20 protein-coding genes and 2 pseudogenes are annotated in these 24,674 nt (G+C 37.6%); 4 read left to right on the forward strand and 18 right to left on the reverse strand.

Annotated features, from left to right (window positions below):
* Position 1: 1 nt before the first annotated feature.
* On the reverse strand, positions 2-967 hold the full coding sequence (locus tag CVS95_RS01745) for a L,D-transpeptidase family protein (RefSeq protein ID WP_107695360.1): 966 nt from the start codon (positions 965-967) through the stop codon (positions 2-4).
* Between the two features lie 137 nt (positions 968-1,104).
* On the opposite strand from CVS95_RS01745, the gene CVS95_RS01750 reads away from it, so the two are divergent.
* From CVS95_RS01750 to CVS95_RS01760, 3 genes are read left to right on the forward strand one after another with little or no spacing between them, the layout of a single operon-like run.
* Positions 1,105-1,527 (forward strand): copper chaperone PCu(A)C, encoded by a 423-nt coding sequence (locus CVS95_RS01750; RefSeq protein ID WP_107695361.1) that lies wholly within the window; start codon positions 1,105-1,107, stop codon positions 1,525-1,527.
* Positions 1,527-1,994: a hypothetical protein gene (locus CVS95_RS01755; RefSeq protein WP_035167203.1), complete on the forward strand. Its 468-nt coding sequence runs from the start codon at positions 1,527-1,529 to the stop codon at positions 1,992-1,994. Before CVS95_RS01750 ends, CVS95_RS01755 begins: the two co-directional genes overlap by 1 nt.
* Positions 1,995-2,003: 9 nt before the next feature.
* Positions 2,004-2,546, forward strand: a complete 543-nt coding sequence (locus CVS95_RS01760; RefSeq protein WP_107695362.1) for an SCO family protein — start codon at positions 2,004-2,006, stop codon at positions 2,544-2,546.
* 297 nt (positions 2,547-2,843) lie between these two features.
* On the opposite strand, the gene CVS95_RS01765 is transcribed toward CVS95_RS01760, so the two are convergent.
* The 16 genes and pseudogenes from CVS95_RS01765 to CVS95_RS01830 form a co-directional block, all read right to left on the reverse strand.
* Positions 2,844-3,185: a chaperone NapD gene (locus CVS95_RS01765; RefSeq protein WP_072594844.1), complete on the reverse strand. Its 342-nt coding sequence runs from the start codon at positions 3,183-3,185 to the stop codon at positions 2,844-2,846.
* A complete protein-coding gene (locus tag CVS95_RS01770) occupies positions 3,182-4,117 on the reverse strand; it encodes a WD40 repeat domain-containing protein (RefSeq protein WP_107695363.1) in 936 nt (311 codons plus the stop codon). The genes CVS95_RS01765 and CVS95_RS01770 overlap by 4 nt, the downstream gene beginning before the upstream one ends.
* Positions 4,114-4,581: a 4Fe-4S ferredoxin gene (locus CVS95_RS01775; RefSeq protein WP_107695364.1), complete on the reverse strand. Its 468-nt coding sequence runs from the start codon at positions 4,579-4,581 to the stop codon at positions 4,114-4,116. Before CVS95_RS01775 ends, CVS95_RS01770 begins: the two co-directional genes overlap by 4 nt.
* Positions 4,581-5,108, reverse strand: coding sequence for a nitrate reductase cytochrome c-type subunit (locus CVS95_RS01780; RefSeq protein WP_103579851.1), 528 nt, complete (start codon positions 5,106-5,108; stop codon positions 4,581-4,583). Before CVS95_RS01780 ends, CVS95_RS01775 begins: the two co-directional genes overlap by 1 nt.
* Entirely contained in the window at positions 5,105-5,896 is a 792-nt protein-coding gene (napH, locus tag CVS95_RS01785) for a quinol dehydrogenase ferredoxin subunit NapH (RefSeq protein ID WP_107695365.1), read from the reverse strand. Before napH ends, CVS95_RS01780 begins: the two co-directional genes overlap by 4 nt.
* A complete protein-coding gene (napG, locus tag CVS95_RS01790; protein WP_107695366.1) occupies positions 5,893-6,651 on the reverse strand; it encodes a ferredoxin-type protein NapG in 759 nt (252 codons plus the stop codon). The genes napH and napG overlap by 4 nt, the downstream gene beginning before the upstream one ends.
* Before the next feature lie 9 nt (positions 6,652-6,660).
* The gene (gene napA / locus CVS95_RS01795; RefSeq protein ID WP_107695367.1) at positions 6,661-9,441 is read right to left on the reverse strand and encodes a nitrate reductase catalytic subunit NapA; all 2,781 of its coding nucleotides are present in this window, start codon (positions 9,439-9,441) and stop codon (positions 6,661-6,663) included.
* A 538-nt stretch (positions 9,442-9,979) separates the two neighbouring features.
* The gene (locus CVS95_RS09940; protein WP_413784123.1) at positions 9,980-11,179 is read right to left on the reverse strand and encodes a methyl-accepting chemotaxis protein; all 1,200 of its coding nucleotides are present in this window, start codon (positions 11,177-11,179) and stop codon (positions 9,980-9,982) included.
* A pseudogene (locus tag CVS95_RS09945) lies at positions 11,162-11,932 on the reverse strand (cache domain-containing protein); the annotation flags it as partial. The pseudogene CVS95_RS09945 and the gene CVS95_RS09940, both read right to left, overlap by 18 nt.
* Before the next feature lie 196 nt (positions 11,933-12,128).
* Positions 12,129-13,061 carry a methyl-accepting chemotaxis protein gene (locus tag CVS95_RS09950; RefSeq protein ID WP_413784124.1) on the reverse strand — a complete coding sequence of 311 codons (933 nt, stop codon included), beginning with the start codon at positions 13,059-13,061 and terminating at the stop codon, positions 12,129-12,131.
* A gap of 303 nt (positions 13,062-13,364) precedes the next feature.
* A pseudogene (locus tag CVS95_RS09955) lies at positions 13,365-14,096 on the reverse strand (cache domain-containing protein); the annotation flags it as partial.
* 393 nt (positions 14,097-14,489) lie between these two features.
* The gene (locus tag CVS95_RS01810; protein WP_107695370.1) at positions 14,490-17,057 is read right to left on the reverse strand and encodes a molybdopterin-dependent oxidoreductase; all 2,568 of its coding nucleotides are present in this window, start codon (positions 17,055-17,057) and stop codon (positions 14,490-14,492) included.
* 84 nt (positions 17,058-17,141) lie between these two features.
* Positions 17,142-17,717 (reverse strand): cytochrome C, encoded by a 576-nt coding sequence (locus CVS95_RS01815; protein WP_087578577.1) that lies wholly within the window; start codon positions 17,715-17,717, stop codon positions 17,142-17,144.
* A 98-nt stretch (positions 17,718-17,815) separates the two neighbouring features.
* Complete coding sequence (locus CVS95_RS01820; protein ID WP_413784125.1) at positions 17,816-18,244, reverse strand: EamA family transporter; 429 nt, start codon at positions 18,242-18,244, stop codon at positions 17,816-17,818.
* 45 nt (positions 18,245-18,289) lie between these two features.
* The gene (locus CVS95_RS01825; protein WP_107695372.1) at positions 18,290-19,213 is read right to left on the reverse strand and encodes a Dyp-type peroxidase; all 924 of its coding nucleotides are present in this window, start codon (positions 19,211-19,213) and stop codon (positions 18,290-18,292) included.
* Positions 19,214-19,233: 20 nt separating this feature from the next.
* The gene (locus CVS95_RS01830) at positions 19,234-19,929 is read right to left on the reverse strand and encodes a DUF4230 domain-containing protein (protein WP_107695373.1); all 696 of its coding nucleotides are present in this window, start codon (positions 19,927-19,929) and stop codon (positions 19,234-19,236) included.
* A gap of 280 nt (positions 19,930-20,209) precedes the next feature.
* Here CVS95_RS01830 and CVS95_RS01835 point away from each other — a divergent pair, with 280 nt between their 5' ends.
* A complete protein-coding gene (locus CVS95_RS01835; protein WP_107695374.1) occupies positions 20,210-23,401 on the forward strand; it encodes a S8 family serine peptidase in 3,192 nt (1,063 codons plus the stop codon).
* A gap of 45 nt (positions 23,402-23,446) precedes the next feature.
* On the opposite strand, the gene ilvA is transcribed toward CVS95_RS01835, so the two are convergent.
* Entirely contained in the window at positions 23,447-24,658 is a 1,212-nt protein-coding gene (ilvA, locus tag CVS95_RS01840) for a threonine ammonia-lyase (RefSeq protein WP_021090937.1), read from the reverse strand.
* Between the last annotated feature and the right edge of the window lie 16 nt (positions 24,659-24,674).

Consider the following 24,674-nt stretch of genomic DNA (forward strand, 5'->3'; position numbering starts at 1 on the left):
TTTACTCCTCTATAAAAATTTTCATATCATCGTTATAAAGCTTCACATAAAGCGTCTTTTGCCCAGCAAATTTGTGCGTATCTGAAACATAATCCTCATAAAAACTCACACGAAAAAGCCTATCATTTTTAAGATTTGGATAAGGTGTGATGAGAAAATTTGAAAAACTAATGCGTTTTTTCTCTTTTTTAGAAAAAATAGCCCGCTTCATACTTTTAAATTTTTCCAAGCTCATACCATCGTATCGCTCAAAGTTTTTATCGTAAAATTTAAGATAGTTTTCAATGTCGCTCTCACTCCAGGTCTTTTTCCAGCCCAAAAGTCCAGAAATGATCACTGCAATATCTTTTGCACTAGCTTCTGGACGCTTATCTTCGTAGATAAATGCAAGTGTTTTTTTGTGATCCACAACATCATCAAATTTCATCAAAGTATCATTTTGCATAGCCACGCAGCCTTTTGTTTTTAGCTCATCTGTCCTTTGACCATCGAGCGGATAGCCATGTATCCAAATACCACCACCATTTCGCTTTGCAAGTTTGTCAAGCAAATTTGGATATGAAAGCGAAAATGCAAGCGGTCCAAGATATCTATCATTTGGGGTAAATCTACGTGTAAGCTGATACACTCCAACCGGTGTTTTTAGATCGCCTTCAAGAAGCTTATCACCATTTTTGCCAACTATAACGCTTGAGCTAAAAAGCTTTTTTGTAATGCCGCCATTATAAGAGATCACTTCAAGCTTCTTTTTAGTTTTATCAACCACACTTAGAAGTATCTCGTTGTCATAATATCCATATCTTACATCCTTGCCTTCAAGCTTTTTTAGCCAGTAATCCTTACTTAAAATATTTTTTTCGATGGCGTCAATAACAGCAGCTGAGCCATTTTTTAAGTAAATTTCTTCGTAATTTTGGGCAAAAAGACAAGGCGATAACGTGATGAAGAAAAATATAATTTTTTTCAAGTGAAATGTCCCAAAAAGTAAAATTTAGTCCGTAATTATATCCTAAAAAATTTATATTTTTAGATTTTAAAGGTAAATTAAGTAGTTCTAAATGTATAATGTGAAAACCATTATTAATTTTATCACAAAGGAAAAATATGAAGAAAATCGTTTTTGGCGCGATGCTTGTAGCTTCTACTCTTATGGCGGCTGATATCAGCCTAGAAAATGTTAGAGCTAGAGATACAAAACCTGGCACAAACAATAGTGCAATTTTTATGAATATAAAAAATGCTTCAAATTCTGATGTAAAGCTTATTGGTGCTCACTCAAGCGTTTGCAAAAACACAGAAATTCATACTCACAAAATGAATGATGGTATGATGGCTATGGTTCAAATCGAAGATGCAGTGATCCCAAAAAATGGTGAAACAAAACTAGCTCCTGGCGGTTTACACATTATGCTTATGGATCTAAACAAACCATTAAAAGATGGTGATAAAGTTGATTTAGAGCTAAAATTTAGCAATGGCGAGAGCATAAAGCTTGATAATATCGGAGTAACTAAAAACTTTAAATAATGAAAAAAATCATAATTATTTTTTCATTTATCTTTATTGTTTTAGGTGCTTTTTCGATAGGCTATAAGCTTATGACAACAAGCAAGGAAGATCCACCTGAATTTGCCGATGTAAACACATCGCTAGATCCTTTAAAATGTGATCTAAACAATAAATCTTGTGAGATGGAATTTAAAGGCGTAAAGCTAAAAATAGACATCTCGCCAAGACCTATTTATGCTATGAGACCTTTTAGCTTTAAAATCATTAATGGTAAAAATTTAGGGCTAAAAAATCCAAGTCTTGAGATAGACGGCATAAATATGAATATGGGATCAATCAAAGCAAGACTTGAGCCAAGAGGCGATAACTTAACTGCTCAAGTAGTGCTAAGTGCTTGCGTTGTCGAGCTTATGAGATATAGATTTAAAGTGCTTGATGACGAAAAAGAAACTGGTTTTTTTGTAGATCTTGATCTAAAATTATAGAGGGTAATGATGAAAAAGGCATTTTGGGGCTTAATAATAATCTTAATTTGTATAGGTGTTGCACTTTTGCTAATAAAGCCAAACAAGTATGATTTTAAGGCACTTTCACAAAATGGTGAAGTAAGTCTTAAAAATTACGACGGAAAGTACAAAGTTATATATTTTGGTTATCTTTTTTGCCCCGATGTCTGCCCTACTGCGCTCTCTTTGATTGGTGATGAGCTAAATAAACTAAAAAGAGATGACTTTGAGTTACTTTTTATTACACTTGATCCTGAACGCGATACTCCTAAAAATTTAACTCTAATGGCAAAAAATTTCTATAAAGATGCTGATGGATTAAAACTAAATGCCTTAAAAGAAGTGGCAAAAACCTATGGTGTAAAATTTCAAAAAGTCCGTCTTGAAAACTCAGCCATGGGCTACTCTGTTGCCCACAGCTCTTCAATATACTTAATAGACAAAAAAGGAAATTTTTATAAAGAAATTTCAAATCTAACAAATGAAAACATTGGAGAAAATTTATTAAATTTGATCAAAGATAGACCTTAGGCGAGAAAATTTAGTAAGCCAAAACTGACCTACTAAAATTCTTTATGCAAATATCATCTCAAGATCTTCTAAACTAAAATTAATTCACTTGTTATGTTTTTGATTTTAATGCTCGCTGAGTGATTTTTTCACCCAAAACCTATTAACCCTTGAACATAAATTTAAATCTACAAGCCAAATAAGGTTGATTAAATATAAGCAGTACTAGCAACGAATTTATTAAGAAGGTCTATATGAAGGATAGGCTTTTGTACTATAAATTTTGATCATAGTACAAAAGCTAGAAATTTAGTTTTGCTATTTTACTCTATGATGCACGCTGCCACCATAAGTAATATCCTCAGCTTTTACCTCATCACTTGTTAAAATTTCACTTATCTTGCCATTTTCTTCTAGCTTTTTCCTATTTTCTTCGGCATCTTCTTGATAGCTATAAACCATCGCAACGCTCACTACTCCACTGATAGCTTCTATCTTTTTAAAATTTTTTATCTCATCTTCAATGCTATCTGAGCTAACTACCACTACGATTCTATCGTCTGCGTCAGTTATTATTTCACACTCTTTTAGCTTTTTTATTTCGTTTTTTACACTTTCATTTTTATTGTCCGTATAAACTATCAAACTTGAAATATTCATTTAATTCTCCAAAATAAAATTTTATTCTCATAGGCTGAAGTTACGACTTCGTTATCGCTTATAAAAACTATGCTATTTATCGTACTTTGTCCAGTTTTTAGCATTGCGATATTTTCTAAGCTTTTGCTATCAACTAAATTTACATCGCTCATCTCATCACTCATATAAGCTGCCACTCTACCATCATCGCTAAGGCCGACACCATAGACCAAAAAGCCAGTATTTATCTTTTTTAGGCTTCCAGCAGAAAATATCCCCACGATCCTATCGGTGCCTCCGCTGATCATGACGCCATTTTTATATGAGATATCGTAGATATTATCTGTATGAATGTCTAAAATTTGATCCATTTTTTTAGCTTTTATGTTATAAAAGTAGACCTTCCCACTCTCGCAAGCGATAGCTAGCGTGCTTCTATCTTCATTTATCTCCATATCTGAAAGCATCGCGATTGAAATTTTAAAGCTATCATAAATTTCGCCATTTTTTAGGTTTAAAAAGTAAATTTCATTGCTAATTGAAGCAAGTGCAACATGCTCATCATCTAAAAACAATGCCTTTTTTATCGCTTGATTATCCATTTTTATGCTTCTCATCTGCCCATTTTCTCTTAGATGAAGCACCTTTGTAGCGTAATCACTTTCGCTAAGTATAAGAGTTTTGCCATCAAATTCATCAATACTTAAAATTTTTGGTCTTTCGTGATCACTAACATAGGTTTTTATATCATCCATTTTGATAATCTCTTCAAATTTAGACTCTTTAGGATCGTAAATTTCAACCGTCCCTCCATCAGTCGCGATAAAGAGTTTGCCATTTATTAGCGTTGTGCTTAGCACATTTGCACTAGCCTCTATTTGCTTGTATGGAGTGGTGATCTCGCTTGCAAAGATAAAATTTAATAGACAAAAAATAAAAAACAAAGCTCTCATAAGGCCTCCATTTGAAGTGAATTTTTAAAGCAAACATCAAAGCACTCGCCACAGCTTACGCAGTTTTGATTAACAATAGGACGAAAAACACCAAGAAATTCGACTGCTTTAAATTTGCAAGCATCAAGGCAGTTGTAGCAGATCGTATCATTCCACGCTAGACAGCTAGAAACATCGATGCTAACTTTTGCGTTTATACTTTTTGGTGAGCTTGGGCTTAATGTCTTTTTACCAAGACTCTCACAAGCTCTTACGCACTCTTCACAAAAGTCACAGCCCAGCTTTTTAACTTTAAAAATTACTCTTTCATTTTCAAAGCTAAGAAGCTCTTTTTCACAAGCATTTACACAGCTAGCATCGCATCCACCGCAGTCAAACTCTCCGCTAAAAAATGGTGGAGTTATAAATTTGGGAGCAGATTTTGCCCCCAAAATTTTACTAAAAAGCTCTCGCCTGCTTTGCATTATTTAACACCATCGTTTAAAACATCTAGCAAGTTTGACTTATGAGTGCCGTTTTTATCTCTAAAATCAGGCTTAAATTTATTGCCAACAAGCTGCGTTACGCCATTTTGTTGCTCAACGTGGCATGTTGTGCAGTTATATCTTTCATCATCAAGCTTGCCTGCAAGATCTTTTTTGTTTCTGATATCATAAAAGTGAGATGATGGTATCGGTGTTGCTCCACTATCTTTTGCAAACTCAGGCATATGGCAGGTTACGCACATATTCATATCTTTTGTGATAGGCACTAAACCCTCAGTATCGTGTGGGATAAATGGCGGTGCATTTTCAAAAGACCTATCAAATTTCTTTGACATACCAGCTGGCTCTTTTGTGTAGTTCACATCTTTTAATACAACGTCTTTATCGTCTAGCAAATCGATATTTCTAAGGCCGATTTGCGAATCACTAATACTTGGATTATTAAAAGCACATGCCGCAAAAAACGCAGCACACAATCCTCCAAGCATCATTATTTTTATTTTCATTTTTCTCTCCTTAAATTTCTAATACTAAATTTCAAAGCCCCATCTCCACAAACATCAATGCACCTGCCACAGCTTATGCACTCGCTTGAGCTAACCGAGCGGCTCTCTTTACCGATCATGTCAAGCACTTGCATCTCTGGGCAAATAAGCTTGCATTTCATACATTTTGTGCAAGCCTGGGCATCATGTTTTACTCTAATTAGGGCAAATTTTGAGATGGTGGCATAAAAGGCACCAAGTGGACAAATGTGCGAGCAAATACCACGCTTTAACACAAACATATCAAAAGCAATGATCGCAACCGCTATGCCTAAAGCACTAGCTGAGCCGTAAATAACGCCACGCTGGATAATGCCAATATAGCTAACGCTCTCAAATACTGGATAAGATAAAGCAAGGCTTAATATAAGAGCAAGAGCCAGCAAATAATAACGTAAATTTTTACTCACATTTAAGACTTTTTCGCCCTTAAAGCCAAATTTCTCTCTTAGTTTAAAAGCGATATCGGTTAGTAAATTTATTGGGCATATCCACGAACAAAATGCTCTTGGAGCAACTAGCGCGTAAAATGCAAAGATAATGCTAGCTCCAATAATTGCATTTATGCCAGCGCTAAAGCTTGCAAGTAAAATTTGAACCAAAGCAAATGGATCGCTTAGTGGAATTTTTCCAAAAAGCAAAGATGAGCTTAAATTTCCGCTAAGTATCTTAACTCCGTAAAAATTTCCTAGGACAAATAATGCCAGGATAGAAATTTGAGTTATTCGTCTTAAGATTAAAAATTTCATAGCTCACCACCATTTAGATAATCAGTCGCTTTTTTAATGTCAAGCTTTATTTTGCTGTCTGCATCGTCTATGCGTCTTTCATCTTCTTTGACCCAGCCTTTGACGTAGTTATCGCCTACTTTGCCAAGCACCGCGTCACGATTTAGCACGGTAATGGCCGCTTTTTTAGTGATACAGGCTCGCTCGCATAGGCCACATCCGGTGCAGATGTCGCTATCGACCACTGGAAGTAAAAAGGCATGCTTTTGCGTCCTTTCGTTGCGGCGATACTCAAGATACAAGGCCTTATCTATGAGCGGACAGGATCTGTAGCAAGCATCGCACTGTATGCCCCAGTATGCCACGCAGTTTTTCATATCGACCACTGCAACGCCCATTTTGGCCTTATTTATATCAAGCTTGCCTCTTGTGCTTACTAAATTTACGTCCAAAGCTCCAGTCGGACAGGCTGGCACACAAGGGATATTTTCACACATGTAGCAAGGAATTTTTCTAGGCTCAAAATAAGGCGTTCCAATACTTATGCCATCTTCTAGCGATGAAAGCTTTAGCGTATCAAATGGACAAGCCTCTACGCAAAGCCCACACCTAATGCAGCTTTGTAAAAATTGCTTCTCTTCTTTTGCACCAGGAGGCCTAAGAAGCATAAGTGGCGAAGCTTTGGCACTAAGCGACCAAACAAAGCCTCCACCAAGAGCCAAAAGCGCTACTTTTGCTCCAAATTTTAAAGCCTCTCGCCTACTTGAAAATCCCATATCGCTCACCTATGCTTTGTAAATTTTAACCGCACACTTTTTATAATCAGTCTCTTTTGAGATTGGGCAAGTAGCGTCAAGACATACTTTGTTTATATATACGTTTTCGTCAAAGAAAGGCACATAAACAAGACCTACTGGCGGCTTATTTCTACCTTTTAGATCAACTCTTGCTTTTACCTTGCCACGGCGTGATTCGACCCAAACGATCTCATTTTGCATTACGCCAAGATTTTTAGCATCATCTTCATGCATGTAGCAAAGCGCCTCTGGGACGGCTCTATAAAGCTCAGGAACACGCATAGTCATCGTGCCTGTATGCCAGTGCTCTAGCACACGGCCAGTACATAGCCAGAATGGATACTCCTTGCTTGGCATCTCGCATGGATCCATGTAAGGGCGGAAGAAAATTTTTGCCTTGTTTGCAAGAGGAGTTTTCTCTTGATTTTTTACGCCTTTTAGATCGCCTGTTGGAAGGGCTGCGTTTTTGTTGCCATAGAATGCAAATTTATCATTTGGAGCAGCTTTTTTAGCATATGGGTCAAATTTAGTATTAAATCTCCACTGAGTCTCTTTGCCATCAACTACCGGCCATCTTAGACCTCTTACTCTGTGGTAAGTGTCAAAGTCAGCTAGGTCGTGACCGTGACCAACGCCAAATTTTCTATACTCTTCCCAAAGATATTTGTGGATGAAAAATCCATATCCTTTAAATTCTTTGCCATCTGAGCCGATCACTTTTCTGCTATCGCCAAATACTTCTGTATTGTCGTAGTTTTCCATGATCGGATCGTTTGCGCTAAATTTCTTAGCCTCTTCGTTAGCAAAAAGCACGTCAAATAGCGTATCTTCTTCGCTGTATCCCATAGCTTTTGCAGCTTCAAGCACATTTGGGAGCGTCACTTTGTCGTTTAGTTTTTTCTCGCCCCAAACGTCTTTTAGCTTAAAGCGTTTACTAAACTCCATCATTTGCCAAATATCAGGCATCGCTTCGCCAACTGGAATCACTTGCTGTCTCCAGTGCTGGGTCCTTCTTTCGGCATTGCCATATGCGCCCCATTTTTCATAGATCATCGCAGTTGGGAGGATAAGGTCAGCCACTTTTGCAGAAATTCCTGGATAAGGATCGCTTACAACGATGAAGTTGTCCATCTCGCGAGCCGCTTTGATCCAGTGGTTTGCATTTGCGGTATTTTGCCATGGGTTATTTACTTGAACCCAGATAAATTTCACCTTGCCATCTTCAACATCACGCATCATTTTTACGTAGTGTGAGCCTGGAACGGCATTTAGTGTGCCAGCAGGTAGTTTCCAAATTTTTTCAGTTGTCTCTCTGTGTTTTGGATTGGCGACAACCATATCAGCTGGCAAGCGGTGAACAAATGTTCCAACCTCTCTTGCGGTACCACATGCACTTGGTTGGCCAGTTAGAGAAAATGCTCCTGAGCCTGGAAGTGCTTGCTTGCCAAGCAAGAAATGCACCATATAAGCTTGCTCATTTACCCATGTACCACGTTGATGTTGGTTAAAGCCCATAGTCCAGAAACTTACAACTTTGCGGTTTTTCTCGATATAAAGATCGGCAAGTGCTTTTAGTTTTTTCTTAAATTCTTCTATATCTTCGTTTGGATCGCCCTTTGCCACCTTTGCAGTAAAGTCAAGCGTGTAAGGATCAAGAGCTTTTTTAAACTCTTCAAATGTTATTTGCCAGTGATCGCCAGCCTTTGCAGCGTTTTTGTTTTCTAACGTATCACCAGCTTTTAGTCCAAGATAAGAAAGTGTAACGCCCTCAGCCTCGCTTAGCACCTTTGACTTCTCAGTCGCAGCTGTGTCTAGCTCGCTTGGAGCATATTTCTTGTGATGGATGTCTGGGCGAAGACCATATCCGATATCAACTGGGCCAGCTGTGAAGACGCAGTGTTTTTTAACAAATTCTTCATCTATCATCTCAGGGTGGTTATAAACTATCTCGCGAGCGATGTAGTTCCAAATAGCCAGGTCAGATGACGGAGCAAAAATGATCTCGATATCGGCTAAATTTGATGTTCTAGTTGAGTAGGTGCTTAAATTTACAACCTTTACTCTATCAGGATCGCTAAGCTTTCTATCGCTTACGCGTGCCCAAAGGATCGGGTGCATCTCAGCCATATTTGCGCCCCAAGCTACGATAGTATCAGTTAGCTCGATATCATCAAAACAGCCTGATGGCTCATCTATACCAAAAACTTGCATAAAACCAAGAACCGCACTTGCCATACAGTGTCTTGCGTTTGGGTCGATGCTGTTGCTTCTGAAACCACCTTTTATAAGCTTAACGGCAGCGTAACCTTCTGGAATAGTATATTGACCAGAACCTAAAACTCCGATACCGTGAGGTCCTAGTTCATCATATGCTTTTCTAAACTGAGCCTCCATGACATCAAATGCTTGTTTCCAGCTTACTTGCTTAAATTTGCCTTTTTTGTCAAATTCTCCTTTTTCGTTTACACGTAAAAGTGGATGAGTTATTCTATCTTCGCCGTACATGATCTTAGCATTAAAGTAGCCTTTGATACAGTTTAGACCACGGTTTACTGGCGCTTCTGGGTCACCTTTTACAGCTACTATCTTGCCCTCTTTGGTTGCAACCATGATGCCACATCCAGTTCCGCAAAATCTACAGGCAGCTTTGTCCCAACGCCAGCCTTTTTCTGCTTCGCTTGCTGCACTTAGCGAGCTTGGCACAGCTATACCAGCACTAGCACAAGCAGCACTAGCCGCAGCACTTTTTATGAATTCTCGTCGATTCATTCTTTCTCCTTTAAAGATTTAAAACAAATTTAATTGATATTAACCTTGCAAAACTTATTTACAACTGATTTACATTTACAAAAATTTCAAAAAACTTAAGCTAAAAATGTAAATATTTTTCTACATAAAAATATTAATTTTCTCACAAAGTACGATTTTAAAAGAAAATACTATTTAATAAAATTTAAAAATTTTAGAGTAGTTATCAAAAAGCTAAAGAAAACAAAGTAAAATTGTTTTTAAATATTTGAGTAAAAAAGTAACATAAAGTATTATTAAAAATTTTATCTCCTTACTGAAATATCAATAATTGCAAGGATAAATTCTAATAATTTTCATTACATTGCGGCAAATATAATCTATAAAAATTTAACTAGCAATATCACTATAAAGCTATAAATATTAGATTATTTTTAAAAACTTTATTATATTTATAAAACAAAAAATAATTTTAAGATTAGAGATAAAAAGGAGTTATTTTCATCCTCAAATTTTGAGGATGAAATATTAATGAAATTTTAAATATCAAGCCGCAAGGTTAAAATTTATTCTTTTTAACATCAGCTACTATTGTCTTAGCCATTTCATCGATTTGGGCGGTGATTTTATTTGTTGAACTCACGATATCAACATTTTGCTTTGTAATGCTATCAATCTGACTTACGCTTTGATTTATCATATTTATGCCTTCGCTTTGCTCTCTGATGCTCTCACTCATCTCGTTGATGCTTTGAGCTAGAACATTTGCATTAGCTTCGATCTCACCAAGTGACTTTTGAGTTCGCTCAGCTAATTTTCTAACCTCATCTGCAACTACAGCAAAACCTCGTCCATGCTCACCAGCACGCGCCGCTTCAATAGCAGCGTTTAGAGCAAGTAAATTTGTTTGATCGGCTATATCTCTAATAATAACGATAATGTTTTTAATCTCTTCAGATTGTTTTATAACATCTACAGTCTTTTGACTAATTGCGCTCATTGAGCTACTCATTTGTTCGATCGCAGCAGCACTTTCTTGGAGAGAATTTGCTTGTGTGCTAGCACCTTGAGTTACTTGCTTCATTGATGCATCTAAATTTTTAGCTTTTTCTTCTAAAAATTGTGCTTGTTTTAGGTTAAATGCAAGCATATTAGCTATCTCTTCGCCAAGCTCGTTTGTTACTAGTTCGACATTGCCTTTGGCATCCAAAATTCTTGAAGTAAAATCAGAATTTCTAAAATCATTAAAAGTTTTTTGGATCATATTTAAATCGCTACCGACTCTTTTTTCCAAAACATCTAGCATTTTATTTAAGACATCTTTTAATTCAATTAGTTTTGGATTGGCTGGAACATCTACTATTCTTACTTTTAGATTTCCATTTTCTATCGCCTTTGCAGTCTCAACAGATTGAGATACCACTCTAGAGTCTTGATCGGCATTGTCAAAAATTTTAGCAATATTATCATTTATTAGTTTACTCATTACGCCAAATTCATCTTTTGTTGCTACCTTTGAAACAACTGGCTCTTTTATCTCAAAATTTAAAAATCTAAAGAAACTAACCAAAGCATCTGTAATAGTTTTAATCGGATTAAGCGATCTTTTTAGCAAGAAATATACAAACGCAGACAAGACAACTATAAATATAAAGGCTAAAATAATTTGAACTTTTAAAATAGGCAAAGTATGCGAGCTAAAGATATTTTGATCCATTGCTGTTATTGCCAACCAACCTTTATCATTTAACTCTAGCATATAGGCATAGACATCTTCGCCTTTTGTATTTTTATATGCTATTAATCCATTTTCATCAAATTTCTTTTCATTATATTGTTTTATCAGGCTTTTAGCGATCTCGTGAGGTTTGCCGACTAATTCTTTATTTGGGTGCATTATAATGTTGCCATTTTGATCTGCAACAAAAGCATAGCTGTATTCAGTCTTACTGATTTGCGATATATTATTGCTCAACTCCTCAATAGATGCATCTATACCAGTAACTCCAATATTTTTAATAGGTGCAGCAAAAGTTATAACCATCGCATTTAATGAAGCTGCCATGTATGGATCAGTATATATTGGTTTATTCTCGGCTTTAGCTTGTTTATACCATCCTCTAACTCTTGGATCATATCCAGCTTTATTTTGCCCATTTGATCTAAACATAGCCCCATCCTCATATCCGGCATAAACAAGAGTGATCTCTTTTCCAGATATAGCTTTTGCTTGAGATAAAGCTAAATTTATACCATCAGCATTCATCGAGCCATCACTTTTCTCGCTTATTTTACTAAGAGTATCAGCCATTTTCTCTATAGCATACTGATTGTTATCAAAAAAGCTATTTAGTGTGATTTTCACATCTTTTAAGATTTGCTTTTGAGTTTGTATTACTAACTCAATGGCTTTATCATGAGCTGTGTTATAGCTAGCTAAAGATATTAGCGAGAATGATATGAATAATGCCAGTATAAGCATTAAAGATATTTTGTTTGCAATTGATCGCATTTACTTTCCTTTTACAAAAATTTTTAAGATGCGATTGTATATTTTTTATATAAAATAGTATTTAATAATATTAATTACAAAATAGTGATGTATACATTAAATAATAATTTTAAATTATTTTTTCATTTTAGGTAGTTAAAATCAGCGAGATAAAATTAGAATTTAGGGGAAACAGACCCCTAAATTCGGTCTAAGATTAAAATTTATTCTTTCTAACGTCGGCTACTATCGTCTTGGCCATGTCGTCTATTTGGTCAGTAATCTCGTTTGTTGTACTAACAATATTAATATTTTGTTTTGTAATACTGTCGATCTGACTTACACTTTGGTTTATCATATTTATGCCTTCGCTTTGCTCTCTGATGCTCTCACTCATCTCGTTGATGCTTTGAGCTAGAACATTTGCATTAGCTTCGATCTCACCAAGTGACTTTTGAGTTCGCTCAGCTAATTTTCTAACCTCATCTGCAACTACAGCAAAACCTCGTCCATGCTCACCAGCACGCGCCGCTTCAATAGCAGCGTTTAGAGCAAGTAAATTTGTTTGATCGGCTATATCTCTAATAATAACGATAATGTTTTTAATCTCTTCGCTTTGTCTAGTTACATCACCAGCTTTTTGGCTAATGGCGTTCATAGAACTGCTCATCTCTTCTATAGCAGCCGCGCTTTCTTGGATAGAGTCGGCTTGTTTATGAGCTCCGTCGGTTAGGGTTCTCATAGATTCTGCTAGGATTTTAGCTTTTTCTTCTAGGACCTGAGCTTCTTTTAAATTTTCCCTTAGCATATTGCTTACGGCGTCGCCCGCGCTTTGAAGGCCTACTATCATATCTCTTAGATCGCTTTCAAGCTCCGGTTTTAGCTCTAGTCTAGGAGTATAGTCGTTTTTATTATAAGAAGCTAAAACTACGGCTATGCCTTTTAAATTTTCAGAAATAGAAGTAAAGAATTTATTTAGCAGATCTTTTAACTGAACTAAAGCCGGGTTATTCGGAGTAGAGTTAATCTTGGCTCCCATGTGGCCTTTTATCATGAGATTTGCTATACCGTTCATCTCGTCTATTAAGGCGCTGTCTTTTTTAACGCCGTTAAGGACTTTTTCTATATTCTCGTTAATAGATTCGCTCATTCTGCCGAATTCGTCTTGCGTAGTTACTACTAGCTTTTCCGGAGCGTTAGGGGTTTCGTAGGTAATAAATTTAAACGCGTCTTCAAGCTTGGTTTGAATAGTTCTAATAGGACTAAGGGATTTTTTAAGAAGAGTAAATACGATAGCCGAAAGTATGACTATAAAAGCTATGGCAAGGATTATTTGAGCTTTTAATAAAGGCAAGGTATTAGACGAAAAAGTATCTGCTCCGATAGCGGCTACGGCTAGCCAGCCTTGATCGTTTATAGGAAGGACTTTGGCGGTTACGTTTTCGCCTTTATAGTTTGTATAAGGAATAAGTCCATTTTCATCAAATCTCTTAGCCGCAAATTCATCGGCCAAATATTTGCTTGCAGGAATCGCTTTACCGACATTTTCAGGATTTGAGTGCATAAGTATTACGCCGTCTTTATTCATTAAATAGACGTAGCCATATTTTGTTTTACCCATTTCAAGAATTTTTTTACTTAAAGCATCCATATTTAAATCAAGCCCCAAAACACCATCAAAATTTCCATTTTTATTTACTGGAGCAGCAAAACTAATTACTAAAGCGTTAAACAAGGCAGCTTTATAAGGTTCGGTATAGATAGCACCATTTGCGCTCTTTGCTGCTTTATACCAACCCCTAGTTCTAGGATCGTAGTTATCGGCTGGAGTTGTTCTAGTGCCGTCAGACTGGAAAAAATGTCCATCACTCTCGCGACCATAAAAAATATCAGTAACTAAATGACTAACGTTTTCTTTTTGCCTTTTAGTTTTTTCCATATACAAGTCATCATTATTTGGGGTATTTTCTATGTCTGAAGCAAACTTTTTGGCTACACCTAAATATTCTTCAAAAAAAGAATCAGTAGTAGCTTTGATGTCACTTAGAATCTGATCCTGGGTCTGGCTGACCAACTCTACTACCTTACTTTCCGCTGTATAGTAGCTGACTGCTGAAATAGCAGCAAACGAAATAACTAGCAATGAGATGATAATCATCGCTATCTTTGAAGTTATGGACTTCATCTTTCCTCCTTTAAAAAGTTAAAATCGCTTTAATTTATCGAAAAAGAATTAAAACTAAAATTAATTTTATACTACATTTAACACCTTTTAAACAATTAATCAAAAATCGATCTATTAAGGTAAAAAAGTGAGTTTTTTTAGTGATTATTTTATCTTTGAAAGTCCGGTAGCTTGGCTTTTAAAAAGACTTTATAAAAATTTATAACTGGTCATTCAAATCTAGAAATCTTTATTTAACAATCAACAAAAATATACCTATCACCTCAACATCCATTGCAAAATAAAATTTTACAGAGCTATAGGCTTTTAAATATAAATTTAAGCTTTTTGTGAATAGAAGATTTGTTTTAAATTTTAAGTTAAAAAGCAGGAGAAGACTCCCCTGCTTTAATATTATTTAGAAATTTTTGGCTCAACAAAAGCTGTGAGTTTTAATGCCTCGCCACCTTTATATTTCTCGATATTTACAAGAGCTGTGTGGCTGATGTTGCCGTTTGCTAGCTTACTTGTTGGGATATCTATGGTTAGCACGTTTGCACCGCCGTTTTTGCAAATTCCACTATCAAAGCCGTCATACCAAGCGCCCTCAGCTAGTTTTACAACGCCCTCTTTGATATTTTTAGTGACATAAGCACCTGCTAAAACCTCGCCACGTGCGTTAAATACACGCACCAAGTCGCCACTTTGTACGCCAAGCTCTTTTGCATCTTTTTCGTTGATCCAGATAGGCTCGCGATTTGCAATAGCGTATTTGTCACGAAGTGAAGTTTGACTTAGCTGTGAGTGCAAGCGGTCAGTTGGGTGAGCACTTATCATGTGGAATTTAGCCGGTTTATCTTTCATGCCTAGCCACTCGATTGGCTCAAACCACATTGGGTGCGCTTTGCAGTCGTCATAGCCCATTTTCTCGATAGTTTCTGAGTAAATTTCTATAAGGCCACTTGGTGTTCCAAGAGCATTTAGCACAGGATCTTCTCTAAATTCACCAAATCTCACCCAACTATCGCTATCTTGAGATGAGGCAAACGTAACTGGCTTGTTCTCGTTCCAAAACTCTTCAAATGGCTTCATGTCAGTTGTGAGCTCCGGCACAGCCTTGACCTGAGCGTAGGCTGCGTCATAGTACTCTTTGATCCAGTCAAACTCATCCTTGCCGTTATCTGTGTAGGCAATGACTAAATTTTTAGCATAAGCCTTGCAAAGATCGATGAAAATTTGATAGTCGTCTCTTGCCTCGTGGTATTTCTCAACGACTTGTTTCATCGGCACGATGTTCATATTTGAGTAGTCGCCAGTCATGGTGATATCGTTTCTCTCATACTCTGTAGTTACTGGGAAAACAATATCAGCCATTTTTGCTGTCGGTGTCCAGTATGATTCATGTACGACAACCGTTCTTGGCTTTCTCCACGCTTTTAAATTTGTATTTGTATCTTGGTGGTGCACAAGTGGATTACCGCCGACCCAGTAGATAAAGTCGATATCTGGATAGGTGATCTTTTTGCCGTCATGATCGATCACTTTACCAGGATGTAGCAACGCGTCAGCAATCCTTGCTACCGGGAAGGCATAGTTGGTTGCTTTTTGTAGCCAACTTTGGCCTGTACCTGCTGCTGCAGCTGCCTTTGCGACGAAGCGACCTCGTTTGTCAAACTCACCTGTATCCGTGCCTATAAACTCGCCCTTATCATTAAATTTACCCACACTTGCACTATTTACGCCGCCGATTACTGCACCCTTGCATGTTGGTGCGCCGCCGTTTGAGTAGTGATAGCTAAGCCCAAATCCCCCGCCAGGAAGTCCTATCTGACCGATCATAGCTGCTAGTGTCACCATCGCCCAGTGTGGTTGCTCGCCGTGGTGAGCGCGCTGCATGCCCCAGCCGCTCATTATCATAGTGCGGTTTGCGACAAATGTATCAGCTAGCTCTTTTAAAGTATCTTTATCGATGCCACAAATTTTGCTCGCCCACTCTAAATTTTTAGGTGTGTTGTCTGTTTTGCCAAGTAGATATGGGAGGAATTTATCAAAGCCAGTTGTGTAGGTTTCAATGAAATTTTTATCATACTTGCCGCTCTCATATAGGTAGTGCATCATACCAAGCATCATAGCTGTGTCGGTGTTTGGCACCGGAGCGATCCACTGAGCATTATCAAAGTATTGCGCTGTGTCACTCTTGATAGGATCGATGATGATCACTTTGATATTTTTTTTATTTTTGAGCTCTTCAAAGTATTTAAAGCCCTGCTCGTCGGTGCTAGTCCAAGCTATGCGAAGTGTCGCAAGTGGGTTTGCACCCCAGATGACTACGACTTTTGAGTTCTCAAGTACGACTGGCCAGCTGGTTTGCTGCTCATAGACCTCGATACTACCCACGACGTGAGGCATGATAATTTGGCTAGCGCCTGTTGAGTAATCTCCTAGTGAGCCAACAAAGCCACCACTAAGGTTCATAAATCTATGAAGTAAAATTCTTGAGTTATGTACGTTACCGCTTGATTTCCAGCCATAGCTGCCCGCAAATACACTTTGTAAGCCTTTTTGTGCTCTTGTTTTTTTCAGCTCTCTTGCAACTAGCTTGATCGCCTCTTCGTAAGGCACCTCAACCCACTCATCCTTACCGCGAAGCTCTGGCTTTGGACTATCTGGATTTTCAAGGTAGCTCTTTCTAACTGCTGGACGCTTGATACGACATTTGTAGATCATATCTGGTGTGTAGTGCTGAAGCGGGTTGTAAATTTCACTTGTTTTTTGGATAGGCTCTGACTTTACTGCTACGCCGTTTTTGGTTGTCACTTTTAACATACCCCAGTGGGCAGCTGTGATGACCTCGCTATCTCTTAAAACACTCTTTTTTACGCCATCAGCAAATAAATTTGATGCTGTTACGCTTGAAAGCAAAGGTGTCGCTGCAATTGCTGTAGCACCTTTTTTTAGAAATTCTCGTCTGGTCTCGTTCATCTTATCTCCCTTTCATTTTTAAGTTTTCTTTTGAATAAGCTAAACTTTAATATTTGTTTTTACTCGCCGCTACAAAAGTTTTGCTTATTTACCTAGGTTTACGTCAGATGAGTGTTTTTGAAGGTATTCAACAACCAACCACTCGTCTTTTTTCTCTATTGCGGTTCTGCCGATCATTGATTTTAGAAGTGACGGCCATTGGTTTGCGTTGAAATGTGTGGTTTGAGGCAACGCATGGCAAACACCACAGCTCTCTTTATACATCTTGTCAGCTTTTGCAAACATTGCGTTTACGTCAGTGCTAAAGCCATCTTTTTGAACAAAAACTGTTGTTTCTACCTCGTTCCATTTGCCGTTTTTGCCCTCTTTGATCACTTTAATATCAAAAGGTGCAGTTTTTGCAAATGCCACCGAGATAATCCTCGCGCCATCAGCAAAATAAACTACGTTGCTAACAGCTGGGTTTTGATAGCCTTTTACTTTAATTTGCGCTCTGTCACCGCTTGTTTGTAAAATTTCAACTGCGTTGGTTGGTAGCAGTCTGCCTATACTTTTTGTTGAGCTAGCATCACCGTAAACATCTTTTACAACATCTGTGTAGTTTACACTAGCACCAAATGCCGCACAAGCCACGATGGTTGATAGAATGATTTCTTTCATATTTCTCCCTTCAAAATGAAATTGTTCAAATTTTAGGAGCTTTTTAATTAATTACAAATTAAAATTAAAAATATAATTTAAGAATAATGCAGAAAATTTTATTTAAAAATGAGTAAAAACACGCCAGACACGATAAGACAAATGGCTAAAATTTCTTTTAAATTTAACCTCTCGCCAAGAAAAATAACAGCCAAAATAATAGTAAGCACAACGCTAAATTTATCAACCAGCGCCACTTGATAGACCTTGCCAACTTGCATCGCTTTAAAATACATAAGCCAAGAAAGTCCAGTTGCTATGCCACTTAGTATGAGAAAGAGCCAGTTTTTAGGGCTTAGTGAGCTTAAAGGCTGCCATTTTTTAGCCACGCTTAAAAGCAAAACAAGCATCAAAATGACGACGATCGTTCTTATAAATGTCGCAAAATCGCTGTCAATATCCTTTACGCCAAGCTTTGCAAAGATAGCTGTAAGTGCAGCAAAAACAGCTGAAAGAGCTGCGTAAATAAACCACTCTGGCATTTTTATCCTTATAAATTTAAAGGGGCAAATTTGCTTCGCCCCAAGCTAAATTTATCCCTCGTAATCGCCAAGCATATCAACTGTTGGCACAAAGTATAGAGCACCAGTTACTGGCGTACTAAAGTCAAGCAGCCTATCTGAGTTGCCCTTTGGCTCACCGATAAACATCTTTTTAAGCATAAGCTCAACCGTTGAAAATGTGCTAGCATAAGCGATGAAGTAAGTGCCAGTTTTACTACCTTCAGTAAATGGCATATTGCCACGCACGACCTTTTTATCATCTCCTACGTTTGCAGCAGCTGAGTGTGAATTTGTAGGTTTTACATCTTCGCTCATCTCGATGTCAAGCTCTTTTGAGCGGCCTATTACCTTTTCTTGCTCACTTACGCTTGTAGCGTTCCACTCTTTCATATTGTGGAAATATTTTTGTACAAAAACGTAGCTGCCGCCTTTAAATTTAGCGTCCTCGTTGCCAACTTTAGCAAAGAAATCTCTATCTTCGCCCTCAGGGTTTTCAGTGCCATCAACAAAGCCTATTATCGCCCTGCCGTCATGATACTTAAAGCCTTGCGTCTCATCTGTAAGCTCTGCAAATTTAAAAAGCACGGCCTTTATCGCTTGAGCCATATCGAAGCAATCAGGTGCATTTAAAGCGCGGATATGGATGTGGATGTCGCCCTTTGTGCTAACAGCCTCGTGTTTATCGCCTTTGATCGCTTTAAAATTTACAAGCTCTTTTGGCAGATCTTTTGAAATTTCAAGCTTTTTCCAAGCATCATGACCCACACCAAGGACGCAGTTTACATTTTCATTTGCGCCAAATCTAATCTTGGCAGTTTTATTTAAATTTACAACCAAGGCGCAAAGCTCGGCAAACCCCTCTTTACAAGCCTTTTTATCAGCTGTTAAAACCCATGTTTGAAAGACTGTGTTGTTGCCTGGTGTCTGCGTGACTTCTTGTGAATTTACGCTCATTTTTTCTCCTTTTTAAAATTTTATGCAATATTTTCTAAATTTAGTTGTGAGCTGATCTGCTCATCATTATCGTCAAAAATAAACTCAACTTTGTTTGCCCCAAAGCTCTTTGCGATCGCTTCAAGCGTGTCGCGAGCTGATTTATGAATTTTACTTTGAAGCTGTGAGATAAGGCGGACACTCATCTTTTTGACTTCGTTTCTTGCCTCTTCGATTAGTCTATTTTTATCTTCTTCTGTAAAAGTGCTACCAAAAAAGCCATTTAGCGAGTCAGGCAGCAAAAATGGTATAAATTTACCGTTTTTCTCATCGTAAAATTTCATATCGGCGATCGAAAATTTATACTTGCAAGGAGGCATTTTTACCTTATAGCTAGAGTTTGCGATCTGCATAATCTCGAGTTTTGGGCTAGTTAGATCGTAGATGAAATTTATCTCAAACTCAAATATCATCGAAAGCTTCTTCTCACTTATAAGCCATCTTAGATACTCTTTGCCAAAATTTCCAAACGCATGATCAGTTTTTGTGACGATCTCTTTGCTATAAACTTGAAAAACAGATAGCTCGCCGATGCTTTTTAGCTGCGAAATTTCGGTGCTGACTGAGAGATTTTCGCTATCATCTTTTGCCTTTTTTAACGCCTTATTTGACCTATAAAATGCAAATGCCAAAACAGCTAGTAAGATAGCTAATATCAAATTTGCATATTCGCTCATTTTTTCTCCTTTAAAGCTTGCTATTTTAGCTTAAATTTGTAAAGCAGAGATGAAATTCTACTTTTATTAAAAATTATATTTAAATAATTGTTTTAAAATAAAATCGTAATTAATAATATTTATGTGATACCGTTTTAATTATTTTTTCATATCTTATAGTAAAAATAGCGTAAAAAAGGGATTATTAAAGTAAATTTTTATCATAAATTTTAATATTTTAATTAATAATTTATTTTAAGGATATTACAATCCATTTAAATTTTATGCAAAAGGATGAGATGTGAAAATATCCATTTTAAATAAAAAATGTATTTTGATAAGCGCAGCTTGTTGTACTCTTTTGTTTGCAAATTCACTAAATGCTAACGATCAAGAAAGTGGTAAATTTGGTGACATAAGTAGCTGGCAGAGCACTGAGTATAAAGCATACTGGGGACTAAAGCGTATAAATGCGGCTATCGCGTATGCTCTTGGAGTGACAGGCAAAGGTGTGACGCTTGGCGTTATGGACTCTGGCGCATTACTTAGCCACCCTGAACTTAGTGACGGTAGGATAAGCGCACTAAAAATTTCTGGCAGCTACTACAAAGATGGACAAAAATATCCAGATACTGAGCACGGCAACTCTCCTTTTTTAAAAAAAGGAAGCACTGATAAAAACAGAGCTGACTTTGGCGACTTTAAAAAAGATGAAAAATTTGAAGCTGATGGCAACTGGATCGCTGGTGTAAATGACTCACACGGCACGCACGTAGCTGGTACAATTGCTGGCTCAAGAGATGGTAAAGGGATGCACGGTGTAGCATTTGGCTCAAAACTTATAGTAGGAAATACTGGCGGAACCGACGGTATGACATATGGTCCAAACCAAGACTACAACTTCTTTTTAGCATCTTATGAGGGGTTAGCCAAAGGTGGTGCAAGAGCCATAAACAATAGTTGGGGTTCAAACCGCAAATTTTATAAAGCTTATGAGGGAGCAACTGGATTTGATGGCGGCAATAGCTTAGATATAAAAGACCTTGATGCAGCCTATAAAAGCTACTATCCATTTGTCATAAATGGTAAAAATTTCTTAGATGCTGCTTATGAAGTCGCCAAAAAATACGGCATCATTCAAGTCTTCACTGCCGGAAATAGAAATGGCATGAAAGAGTCATACACAAGAGCAATGCTTCCATATTTTCGTCCAGATGCTGAAAAATACTGGATAAACGTTACTGGAATGACAGATGGCGATGCACAACATTTTAACACCGCAGGACACTCAAAATGGTGGAGTATCGCAGCACCTGGTAAAAGTATAAAATCAAGCACAGTTGATCCTAAAAATGGAGAGGCTGGTTATGATAGTTGGGATGGTACATCAATGGCGGCTCCACACGTCACTGGCGCACTTGGTCTTGTAATGCAAAGATATCCATATATGAGCAACTCTCAAGCAAGAGATGTTTTACTAACTACCGCAAGACAAGTTAGAGATGAGTTTAAAAAGCCAGCCGATACAAGAAGAATTTCTGGCTTTACTGCGCCACTTGGCGTACCTGATGAGCGCTGGGGCTGGGGAGCACTTGATATGTCAAAGGCTATGTTTGGACCAGGACAGCTACTAGGCGTATTTGATGTAAGTCTAGACACAGATGATCTTTACTCAAATAATATCAGTGATATAGCTATAAAATACAGAAAAACTGAAGATGAGGCAGAGGCAAAAATTTGGGCTAATCGTAAGGCTGAGCTTGAGAAAATGTCAAATTTGACAGCCGAGCAAAGGGCTGAACTTGATATAGGTAACGCTAGAGAAAAAGCGAGAGAACAAAGAGCTAGCGAGGGCTATGAAGGAACTCTTATTAAGAGAGGCCTAGGTACCCTAAAACTAGCAGGAACCAACTCATACACTGGCAAAACCATAATAAAAAGCGGCAAGATCACAGCACTAAATCAATCACTAAAATCAAGCGAAGTAGTAGTCGAAAATGGCGGTGCACTTGAGATTGTTAAAGAGATGAGTGTTGGAGAGATTGATAGAAATAAATTTTCTCAAAAGCTATCTTTTAAAGATGTAACTAGAAAAAGCACAAATGACGCAGTAAAAGCTACTATAAAAACAGGTGGTAGTTATATCATCTCAAATAATGCAGCAAATTTAAATCTAAATTTTGAAAAGAACTCTATCATAGATATAAGCAAGCCAGATGTAGATATCATGAAAAGACTATATGATGATAGTTCAAAGGCAAAAACTTACGCTGTAACTGGAAATTTTAGTGGCTATAATGACACCATCTTAAGAAAATATGCTTTTTTTGACCTTACTAGAAATTATAGTGACAACAAGCTAGAATTAACACTCAAAAAGTCAAAAAATACAATAACAAGTATCGCAGCTAGTGATAACCAAAAAAGAGTGGCACAACTCATAGAGAGTACAGCTAGCAGGCCAGCACTCCTTGCTTCACCATTTAGAAGTAGACCAGCAGTCATCACGAGCGATCTATACAGACACTTCATCTACGCTACACCAAAAGAAGCAAGTGATACGCTAAAAACATTTGCAAATAATGCAAATTTAGCTCAACATAATGCATTTTTACTAGAAAATATCTTGCTCAAAAATGCGATTATCAACCACGAATTTGATCCATTCAGTGCAAAAGCAATCGATGCGAGTGGCATGAAATTTTGGTCAAATACCATGGCTAATGCTATGAAATTTGATGATGTAAAAGCAAACTCATTCACTCAGCTTTTTGGATTTGACGGTAGTGTAAATGATGTTTTCACACTTGGTGGCGTGCTTGGTGCTAGCAGTGAAAAAGTAAAAGAAGATGGCGATGATGCTTATAAAACAAAAGGCACAAGTATAGGCATTTACGGAAAAAGCCAGATCGCCAGCACAAAACTAGACCTCGGTCTCATATACACAAATGCGAAACGAAAAACACAAAATGGTGCCACGATCGTTAGCTTTTACTCAGATGAGCATGTAAAAAGCAAGGAAAAAGCACTTACTGCTTATGCAAATTTGGCATTAACAGCATTTAATAGTGCGAATTTCTCACTAAATCCTTATGTAGGTGCAAGCTATCTACGTATGAAAACTGATAGCACTAGCCAAAATGTAGGAATTTTCAGAATGGATGTTGATGAAAAAACTAGAAATTTAGGTGTATTTAGCATAGGTCTAAACCCTAGTGTGCCATTTAGTCTTGGTAGTACAAAGATGAAATTTGAAGCTGATCTAGCTTACAATAGACTAGTTGGCGATACAAGAGCAAATATCGGCGTAAATATCGCAAATGCTGGATACTTGGAACTTGAAGGTAAAGAGGTACGCGATCTTGGCACAGCTAGCCTTGGTGTAAAAGCAAATGTTTATAAAAATATAAATTTAGGTTTATCTTACACAGGTGCTTTTGCTAAAGACATGAAGTCAAACAGCGTAAATGCAAAATTTGAGATTTTGTTTTAATAGGTAAATCATGCTCACTACTTTAAATAGTAGCGAGCCATTAAATTAAAATAGTTGAGTGAAAGAAAAACCGTTTTTAGTAAGCACTTCTTTGATCTTTTCTTGATGCTCAAGACCCTTTGTCTCAAGCGTGATAGTAATACTTGCATCACCATAATCAAGCCTTGTTGAGAAGCGGTCGTAGTCGATTTTGACGATGTTTGCATTTGCTGATTTTAAGCTATCAGTTAGGCTCATAAGCGCTCCTGGCTTATCCACAAGCGTTATTTGCAAAGTCATCTTGCGGTGAGACTTGATAAGACCCTTTTCAATGATGATAGAAAGTACCTGTACGTCGATATTTCCACCACTTAGCACCACGCCTATCTTTGCACCTTTTTTAAATTTGATCTTATCATGCATGAGTGCTGCCACACCAGCTGCGCCAGCTCCTTCCACAACGATCTTTTGCGTCTCTAGTAAAAACAAAATCGCAGTTGCGATCTCCTCGTCATCAACTTGCACAAACTCATCAACACACTCAATAATATTTGCTAACGTGATCTCGCTCGCATCACGCACAGCGATGCCATCAGCTATGGTGCGGACTGATTTTGAGTTTATGCTCTTTTTAGCGCCGTAGCTATTAAACATCGCTGGAGCACCTTTTGCACCGACACAGATTACTTTTGTCTTTGGATTGACCTGCTTTATACAACTAGCCACACCACTAGCTAGCCCACCGCCGCCAACTGGGACGATGACTATATCAAGATCGCTTATCTCATCAAGCATCTCAAGCCCAACAGTGCCCTGCCCCGCCATGACGTACTCGTCGTTAAATGGATGAACAAAGGTCATACCCTTATCTTTGGCATAATTAACTGCAAAAGCGTACGCCTCGTCAAAATTATCACCTTTTAAAATAACCTCTGCACCAAGGTCTTTCGTACCAGCAACCTTTAGAAGCGGGGTTGATTCTGGCATGATGATACAAGCGTGTACGCCAAATTCTTTTGCGCTTATAGCTACACCTTGAGCGTGATTGCCAGCACTTGCAGCCACGACACCACGCTTTCTCTCCTCATCACTTAGGCTAGCTATTTTATTGTATGCGCCTCTTATCTTATATGCGCCGGTTCGCTGTAAATTTTCCTCTTTTAGATAGATACTTGCTCCCAAATTTTTGCTAAGTTTTGCACTCAGAGCAAATGGAGTTTTATTTACAAAATGACCGATCGTAATCTTTGCTTGGATAATTTTATTTAGTGAAACCATTTTTATTTTTCCTTTT

This window comes from Campylobacter concisus (genome assembly GCF_003048905.1).
Classification (GTDB): Bacteria; Campylobacterota; Campylobacteria; order Campylobacterales; family Campylobacteraceae; genus Campylobacter_A; species Campylobacter_A concisus_V.

Excerpts from the sequence above, each read along its gene's own strand:
- CVS95_RS01760 (WP_107695362.1), top strand. The coding sequence starts at position 2,004 with ATGAAAAAGGCATTTTGGGGCTTAATAATAATCTTAATTTGTATAGGT.
- CVS95_RS01755 (WP_035167203.1), top strand. The coding sequence starts at position 1,527 with ATGAAAAAAATCATAATTATTTTTTCATTTATCTTTATTGTTTTAGGT.
- napG (WP_107695366.1), bottom strand. The coding sequence starts at position 6,651 with ATGGGATTTTCAAGTAGGCGAGAGGCTTTAAAATTTGGAGCAAAAGTA.
- CVS95_RS01810 (WP_107695370.1), bottom strand. The coding sequence starts at position 17,057 with ATGAACGAGACCAGACGAGAATTTCTAAAAAAAGGTGCTACAGCAATT.
- CVS95_RS01775 (WP_107695364.1), bottom strand. The coding sequence starts at position 4,581 with ATGCAAAGCAGGCGAGAGCTTTTTAGTAAAATTTTGGGGGCAAAATCT.
- CVS95_RS01830 (WP_107695373.1), bottom strand. The coding sequence starts at position 19,929 with ATGAGCGAATATGCAAATTTGATATTAGCTATCTTACTAGCTGTTTTG.
- CVS95_RS01750 (WP_107695361.1), top strand. The coding sequence starts at position 1,105 with ATGAAGAAAATCGTTTTTGGCGCGATGCTTGTAGCTTCTACTCTTATG.
- CVS95_RS01825 (WP_107695372.1), bottom strand. The coding sequence starts at position 19,213 with ATGAGCGTAAATTCACAAGAAGTCACGCAGACACCAGGCAACAACACA.
- CVS95_RS01770 (WP_107695363.1), bottom strand. The coding sequence starts at position 4,117 with ATGAGAGCTTTGTTTTTTATTTTTTGTCTATTAAATTTTATCTTTGCA.
- CVS95_RS01780 (WP_103579851.1), bottom strand. The coding sequence starts at position 5,108 with ATGAAAATAAAAATAATGATGCTTGGAGGATTGTGTGCTGCGTTTTTT.
- CVS95_RS09940 (WP_413784123.1), bottom strand. The coding sequence starts at position 11,179 with ATGCTAGAGTTAAATGATAAAGGTTGGTTGGCAATAACAGCAATGGAT.
- CVS95_RS01765 (WP_072594844.1), bottom strand. The coding sequence starts at position 3,185 with ATGAATATTTCAAGTTTGATAGTTTATACGGACAATAAAAATGAAAGT.
- ilvA (WP_021090937.1), bottom strand. The coding sequence starts at position 24,658 with ATGGTTTCACTAAATAAAATTATCCAAGCAAAGATTACGATCGGTCAT.
- CVS95_RS01815 (WP_087578577.1), bottom strand. The coding sequence starts at position 17,717 with ATGAAAGAAATCATTCTATCAACCATCGTGGCTTGTGCGGCATTTGGT.
- napA (WP_107695367.1), bottom strand. The coding sequence starts at position 9,441 with ATGAATCGACGAGAATTCATAAAAAGTGCTGCGGCTAGTGCTGCTTGT.
- CVS95_RS09950 (WP_413784124.1), bottom strand. The coding sequence starts at position 13,061 with ATGAGCGAATCTATTAACGAGAATATAGAAAAAGTCCTTAACGGCGTT.
- napH (WP_107695365.1), bottom strand. The coding sequence starts at position 5,896 with ATGAAATTTTTAATCTTAAGACGAATAACTCAAATTTCTATCCTGGCA.